We start from the raw sequence: 1,647 nt of genomic DNA, 5'->3' as shown, positions 1-1,647 counted from the left end.
ATTCCCGTTCGTGCCGGTGGCCTTGAATTCGACCATCCTGGTGGCGCTGGGCTTCCTTTTCCACAAGCTGGCGCGGCGCAACTACCCGCATGTCGCCGCACCGCCCGCAAACAGCCACGGTACCGCCGATCCGCCGGCTCAGCAGCGCGCCGGTTTCCGGCCCGAGGACATCGACGCGGCGCTGACGGCGCTCGACGAGACCTTCGATATCGACCGCGACGACCTCGAACGACTGCTGCGACAGGTCGAATTGCAGGCCATGGTGCGGTCGCACCGGACGCTGCTGTGCGAGGACATCATGTCGCGCGACGTGATTTCCGTGCCCGAACAAGCCACCACCGACGAAGCACGCCAGCAACTGCTCGATCATAATATCCGTACGTTGCCGGTGGTCGATGCGGATGCCCGGCTGGTTGGCGCCGTCGGCCTGCGCGAGCTGACGAAAGCCGTAGAAACGGTGAAGGACGTGATGGCAAAGGCTGGCACCGCCTCGCCCGAGACGCCGGCGATGAGCCTGCTTCCCGTGCTGACCGACGGCCGCAGCCATGCCGTGGTCATCGTGGACGGCGAGCGGCGCATTCTCGGCCTGATCACGCAGACCGACCTGCTGGCGGCGGCCGCCCGCGTGCAGACGGCAGACAAGGGTCTGGCAGCGGCCTAGAATAGCGGACGTGGATCCCACCGATCCGGGAACCTTTTGCCGGCAGGCGCATCCAACGTGCAGTCAAGCGCCTGTTCGAAGAGGCGCCTGTTCGAAGAGGCGTCTGTTCAGGGAGATCCGGTCGCGATGAGCAAGCTCGCAACGCCCGCCACGGTGCCTATGGTTGCCGAAAGCCTTTCCGGCGACATGCTGCTCGTCCACCGGGCGCTGGCGCGCGAACCGGATGCCTTTCGCGCCATCATGAAGATACACAACCAGCGGCTCTACCGCATCGCGCGCGGCATTCTGCGCAACGATGCCGAAGCCGAGGATGTCGTCCAGGAGGCCTATGTCAGCGCCTTTGTCAGCCTGGCGGCGTTTCGCGGCGAATCCACTCTCGCCACATGGCTGTCGCGCATCGTCATCAACGAAGCTCTCGGCCGCGTGCGCAAGAAGCGTCGCACAGTTGGGATGCCTGACAACCCGGAAGCGCAAATCATCCGGTTTCCCCTCAATTCCAACGACGATCCGGAGCGGGCGATGGCGCAGCGGCAGATTCTGGCACTTGTCGAACGGGCGACCGACAGTCTGCCCGACATCTACCGCATGGTCTTCGTCGCCCGCGTCATCGAGGGCCTGAGCATGGAGGAAACCGCCGATTTGCTTGGTGTGCGGCCGGAGACCATCAAGACGAGGCTGCACCGGGCCCGTGTCCTGCTGCGCAAGGCGCTGGACAATGAAATCGGTCCGGTGCTGCTCGATGCCTTCCCGTTCGCCGGACGGCGCTGCGAGCGACTGACCCAGGCGGTGATGGGACGGCTGGGTTTCGAATGATGCCGTCCTGATTTTCCGGGAACGTTTCCTCCCGTCGCGCATCCAATGAGCGTCAACTGAAATTTGAGCCCCGCGCCTCCGCGCGGTCGGGCCAAGGAGGATGCCATGTTCACCCGATATACCGTTGCCCTTGCCGCCCTGCTTCTCGTCGGCGCTGCCCCGGTCGCGCAAGC

General features: G+C 64.9%; 2 protein-coding genes. Both read left to right on the top strand.

Annotation, left to right across the window (positions count from 1 at the left end):
• Nucleotides 1-661: CBS domain-containing protein (locus EOA36_RS34950; RefSeq protein ID WP_145969496.1), on the top strand; the 661-nt coding region annotated here is incomplete at its 5' end.
• A gap of 126 nt (nucleotides 662-787) precedes the next feature.
• Entirely contained in the window at nucleotides 788-1,474 is a 687-nt protein-coding gene (locus tag EOA36_RS34945) for an RNA polymerase sigma factor (RefSeq protein ID WP_189553531.1), read from the top strand.
• The last annotated feature ends 173 nt before the right edge of the window (nucleotides 1,475-1,647 follow it).

The sequence above is a fragment of the Mesorhizobium sp. M8A.F.Ca.ET.021.01.1.1 genome (assembly GCF_003998025.1).
GTDB lineage: Bacteria > Pseudomonadota > Alphaproteobacteria > Rhizobiales > Rhizobiaceae > Mesorhizobium.
This window is presented reverse-complemented; position numbering and strand designations above follow the sequence as displayed.

Excerpts from the sequence above, each read along its gene's own strand:
- EOA36_RS34945 (WP_189553531.1), top strand. The coding sequence starts at position 788 with ATGAGCAAGCTCGCAACGCCCGCCACGGTGCCTATGGTTGCCGAAAGC.